This is a genomic window from Citrobacter sp. wls706, assembly GCF_005281305.1.
Taxonomy (GTDB): domain Bacteria; phylum Pseudomonadota; class Gammaproteobacteria; order Enterobacterales; family Enterobacteriaceae; genus Citrobacter; species Citrobacter werkmanii.
This window is the reverse complement of the sequence record NZ_SZXG01000032.1, coordinates 1-5459: the sequence shown is the minus strand read 5'-3', so window position 1 is coordinate 5459 and position 5459 is coordinate 1. Positions and strand designations below refer to the sequence as shown.

Here is a 5459-nt window from a genome sequence, read left to right as displayed (position 1 = left end):
AGCCCTTGGGGCTGCCGTTTTGCATTCTGAGGTAAATCAGGTATTACTGCTGTTGGCGGCAATGATTTTCGCTACTTTTTCTGCCTGCGCATTCATTTGCATCTGGCGATAAGCGTTTTCCATCAACGGTAGAGCATCACGTGTTGCCTGGGTATCCGGGTAGTCGCGCAGCATGCCTTCCACACGGTTTACCACCGCCACCCATGCGCCACGGGCAGTGTAATATTCCGCAACGGAGTATTCATACTTCGCCAGACGATCTTTCAGGAACACCAGACGTTTAGTGGCGTCAGTGGTGTACTGGCTGTTCGGATAGCCACGTACCAGTTTGGAAAAGTCATTAAACGCAGCTCGGGCATGTTGTGGATCGCGATCGCTGCGATCAACCCCAAAGAATCCTTGCAGTGCGCTATCATCCAACGCCATATTGGTCAGGCCACGCATATACATGACATAATCAATGTTAGGGTGTGTCGGATTAAGACGAATAAAACGATCGATGGCAGCCTGAGCAAGTGGCAGATCGGCGTTTTTGTAGTAGGCGTAGATGAGATCTAATTGCACCTGCTGAGAATACGGTCCAAATGGATAACGGTTATCCAACGCTTCCAATTGCGTTATTGCCTGTTTCCAGTTACCGTCCTGCAGCTTTTGCTGAGCAGTCGCGTAGATTTCATTTGGCGGATTATCGGGCACCTCTTCCTTTGAACCAGAGCAACCCGCCAAAAACAGGCTCAACGTGGCTGCTGCCACCAGATATTTCATGCGCGTCATGACGTTTTGACTTTCCTCAAAATGTTTTACGGGAGATTCTCTGTTCCTGCTCCCGGTTAAGACCAGCTACAATAGCACACTATATTAAACGGCAAAGCCGTAAAACCCAACGTTAAACAAAGAAGCAGTTTATGGCACAACGAGTAGAACTCACCGCAACAGTCTCCGAAAATCAGCTCGGTCAACGCTTAGATCAGGCTTTGGCCGAATTGTTCCCTGATTATTCGCGATCGCGCATAAAAGAATGGATCCTCGACCAGCGCGTGCTGGTAAATGGCAATCTTTGCGATAAACCGAAAGAAAAAGTGTTGGGTGGAGAGCAGGTCTCCATCAATGCAGAAATTGACGAAGAGGTTCGTTTTGAGCCTCAGGATATCCCGCTGGATATCGTGTATGAAGATGACGATATTCTTGTTATCAACAAACCGCGTGACCTCGTGGTGCATCCGGGTGCAGGCAATCCTGATGGCACGGTATTGAATGCGTTGCTACATTACTACCCGCCAATTGCGGATGTTCCTCGTGCGGGTATCGTCCATCGTCTGGACAAAGACACGACCGGATTAATGGTGGTGGCAAAAACCGTTCCGGCGCAAACGCGTCTGGTGGAGTCATTACAGCTGCGCGAAATTACCCGTGAGTACGAAGCCGTGGCGATTGGTCATATGACAGCGGGCGGAACCGTTGAAGAGCCGATTAGCCGTCACCCGACCAAGCGTACACACATGGCGGTACACCCGATGGGTAAACCGGCGGTGACGCACTATCGCATTATGGAACACTTCCGTGTGCACACGCGTCTGCGGTTGCGTCTGGAAACCGGACGAACGCACCAGATCCGCGTGCACATGGCGCATATTACCCATCCGCTGGTGGGCGATCAGGTCTACGGCGGCCGTCCGCGTCCACCGAAAGGCGCTTCTGACGAATTTATTTCCGTATTGCGTAAGTTCGACCGTCAGGCGCTGCACGCGACCATGCTGCGTCTGTATCACCCGATTTCCGGTATCGAAATGGAATGGCACGCGCCAATTCCGCAAGATATGGTGGAACTGATTGAAGTGATGCGCGCTGATTTCGAAGAACATAAGGATGATATTGCCTGGTTATGAGTAAGCTAATTGTCCCGCAGTGGCCGCTACCGCAAGGTGTTGCGGCATGTAGTTCTACCCGTATTGGCGGTATCAGTATGCCGCCTTATGATTCGCTGAATCTGGGCGCCCATTGCGGCGATAACCCGGAGCATGTCGAAGAGAACCGCAAACGACTGTTTGCTGCGGGCAATCTGCCTTCAAAGCCAGTCTGGCTGGAACAGGTCCACGGTAAGGACGTCCTGAAACTGACGGGCGAGCCGTACTCATCCAAACGTGCGGATGCGTCATACAGCAATACGCCGGGCACGGTGTGTGCGGTGATGACGGCGGACTGTCTGCCCGTATTATTTTGTAATCGTGCAGGTACGGAAGTTGCGGCGGCTCATGCGGGTTGGCGTGGATTATGCGCCGGCGTGCTGGAAGAGACGGTGGCGTGTTTTGCCGACAAACCTGAAAATATTATTGCCTGGCTAGGCCCGGCGATTGGCCCGAACGCGTTCGAAGTGGGGCCAGAAGTCCGCACAGCGTTTATGGCGAAAGATTCGCAGGCGGACCTCGCATTTGTACCGCGCGCAGACAAATATCTGGCGGATATCTACCAGCTTGCGCGCCAGCGTCTGGCAAATGTTGGTGTGACGAACCTCTATGGCGGTGACCGTTGCACCTTCAGCGAAAGTGAGACTTTCTTCTCTTATCGTCGCGACAATACCACGGGGCGTATGGCAAGTTTTATTTGGCTGATATAACCTAAAGAATCAAGACGATCCGGTACGTGTAATTTTCTTTTCACATAATTCAGGTCATTCACCTTGAATAATTGAGGGATGACCTCATTTAATCTCCAGTAGCAATTTTGACCTGTTATGGGAGGAGTTATGCGTCTGGATCGTCTTACTAATAAATTCCAGCTTGCTCTTGCCGATGCCCAGTCACTTGCATTGGGGCACGACAATCAATTCATCGAACCACTTCATCTAATGAGCGCCTTGCTGAATCAGGAAGGGGGATCGGTACGTCCTTTATTAACCTCTGCTGGCATTAATGCCGGCCAGTTACGTACAGCCATTGACCAGGCGCTGAGCCGCTTGCCGCAGGTAGAAGGCACCGGCGGTGATGTGCAGCCTTCTCAGGATCTGGTGCGCGTACTGAATCTTTGCGACAAGCTGGCGCAAAAACGAGGGGACAACTTTATTTCGTCAGAACTGTTCGTTCTGGCGGCGCTTGAGTCACGCGGTACGCTGACCGATTTATTAAAATCAGCAGGGGTGACGACCGCCAATATCACTCAGGCAATTGAACAAATGCGTGGAGGTGAAAGCGTGAATGATCAGGGAGCTGAAGACCAACGTCAGGCCTTGAAAAAATATACCGTCGATCTGACCGAACGCGCCGAACAGGGCAAACTCGATCCGGTTATCGGTCGTGATGAAGAAATTCGCCGCACCATTCAGGTGCTGCAACGTCGTACTAAAAATAACCCGGTGTTGATTGGTGAACCTGGCGTCGGTAAAACTGCCATCGTTGAAGGGCTGGCGCAGCGTATTATCAACGGCGAAGTGCCGGAAGGCTTAAAAGGCCGCCGCGTACTGGCGCTGGATATGGGCGCGCTGGTGGCCGGGGCGAAATATCGTGGCGAGTTTGAAGAACGTTTAAAAGGTGTGCTGAACGATCTCTCTAAACAAGAAGGCAACGTCATTTTGTTTATTGATGAGCTGCACACCATGGTTGGCGCGGGTAAAGCCGATGGCGCCATGGACGCCGGGAACATGCTGAAACCGGCGCTGGCGCGTGGGGAACTGCACTGCGTAGGCGCAACCACGCTCGATGAATATCGTCAGTACATCGAAAAAGATGCGGCGCTGGAACGTCGTTTCCAGAAAGTGTTTGTGGCTGAACCTTCAGTAGAAGACACCATCGCCATTTTACGTGGTCTGAAAGAGCGTTATGAGCTGCACCACCATGTGCAGATCACTGACCCGGCAATTGTGGCGGCAGCGACGCTGTCTCACCGCTATATTGCCGACCGTCAGTTGCCGGATAAAGCTATCGACCTAATCGATGAAGCGGCATCCAGCATTCGTATGCAGATTGACTCCAAGCCGGAAGAACTGGACAGACTCGACCGCCGTATTATCCAGCTCAAACTGGAACAGCAGGCATTAATGAAAGAGTCTGATGAGGCGAGTAAAAAGCGTCTCGATATGCTCAACGAAGAACTGGACGACAAAGAGCGCCAGTATTCTGAGTTGGAAGAAGAGTGGAAAGCGGAAAAAGCCTCGCTATCTGGTACTCAGACGATTAAGGCTGAGCTGGAGCAGGCGAAGATTGCCATTGAGCAGGCGCGTCGTGTGGGCGATCTGGCGCGGATGTCCGAGCTGCAGTACGGTAAAATTCCGGAGCTGGAAAAACAGCTGGAAGCCGCTACCCAGTCGGAAGGTAAAACTATGCGTCTGTTGCGTAACAAAGTGACCGATGCAGAAATTGCTGAAGTGCTGGCGCGTTGGACGGGGATCCCGGTTGCCCGCATGCTGGAAGGCGAACGGGAAAAACTGTTGCGTATGGAGCAGGAGTTGCACAGCCGTGTGATTGGCCAGAACGAAGCGGTTGAAGCGGTATCTAACGCGATTCGCCGTAGCCGTGCTGGGCTGTCTGACCCGAACCGTCCGATTGGTTCATTCCTGTTCCTTGGGCCGACCGGTGTCGGTAAAACTGAACTGTGTAAAGCGCTGGCAAACTTTATGTTCGACAGTGACGATGCAATGGTGCGTATCGATATGTCCGAGTTTATGGAGAAACACTCGGTGTCTCGTCTGGTCGGTGCGCCTCCGGGATATGTCGGCTACGAAGAGGGCGGTTATCTCACTGAAGCAGTGCGCCGTCGTCCTTACTCTGTCATCCTGCTGGATGAAGTGGAGAAAGCGCATCCGGATGTGTTCAACATTCTGCTGCAAGTGCTTGACGATGGTCGTCTGACTGACGGGCAAGGGAGAACGGTCGACTTCCGTAATACGGTGGTCATCATGACTTCGAACCTGGGGTCCGATCTGATCCAGGAACGTTTTGGCGAGCTTGATTACAGCCACATGAAGGATATGGTGCTGGGCGTTGTGAGCCATAACTTCCGTCCGGAATTTATCAACCGTATAGATGAGGTTGTGGTATTCCATCCGTTGGGTGAGCAGCACATTGCTTCTATTGCTCAGATCCAACTGCAGCGTCTGTATAAACGTCTGGAAGAGCGTGGCTATGAAATCCATATCTCTGACGAAGCGCTCAAACTGCTGAGCGCGAATGGTTACGATCCGGTATATGGCGCGCGTCCATTGAAACGCGCTATCCAGCAACAGATCGAAAACCCGCTGGCGCAGCAAATTTTGTCTGGGGAGCTGATTCCTGGCAAAGCCATTCGCCTGGAAGTGAACGACGACCGTATCGTGGCAGTGCAGTAAGTCACAAAACGACAATAAACGAGCCCTGCGGGGCTCGTTTTTGTTTAAAAACCAGGCAAAAATAGAAGGGTTGAGTAAAAAGTAATCGTTTGATAAGTTTTTTGTATTTTTAACTTGTCAGCCTGAAATAACTCCCTATAAT

General features: G+C 51.9%; 4 protein-coding genes. 3 read left to right on the top strand and 1 reads right to left on the bottom strand.

Going from position 1 to position 5459, the window contains the following annotated elements:
* Nucleotides 1–36: 36 nt before the first annotated feature.
* A complete protein-coding gene (gene bamD / locus FDW92_RS13380) occupies nucleotides 37–774 on the bottom strand; it encodes an outer membrane protein assembly factor BamD (protein WP_005130417.1) in 738 nt (245 codons plus the stop codon).
* A 131-nt stretch (nucleotides 775–905) separates the two neighbouring features.
* Here bamD and rluD point away from each other — a divergent pair, with 131 nt between their 5' ends.
* The 3 genes from rluD (at nucleotide 906) to clpB (ending at nucleotide 5317) form a co-directional block, all read left to right on the top strand.
* Nucleotides 906–1886 carry a 23S rRNA pseudouridine(1911/1915/1917) synthase RluD gene (gene rluD, locus FDW92_RS13375; RefSeq protein WP_042313304.1) on the top strand — a complete coding sequence of 327 codons (981 nt, stop codon included), beginning with the start codon at nucleotides 906–908 and terminating at the stop codon, nucleotides 1884–1886.
* A complete protein-coding gene (yfiH, locus tag FDW92_RS13370; RefSeq protein WP_042313307.1) occupies nucleotides 1883–2614 on the top strand; it encodes a purine nucleoside phosphorylase YfiH in 732 nt (243 codons plus the stop codon). The genes rluD and yfiH overlap by 4 nt, the downstream gene beginning before the upstream one ends.
* 129 nt (nucleotides 2615–2743) lie before the next feature.
* On the top strand, nucleotides 2744–5317 hold the full coding sequence (clpB, locus tag FDW92_RS13365) for an ATP-dependent chaperone ClpB (RefSeq protein ID WP_042313309.1): 2574 nt from the start codon (nucleotides 2744–2746) through the stop codon (nucleotides 5315–5317).
* Nucleotides 5318–5459 lie beyond the last annotated feature (142 nt).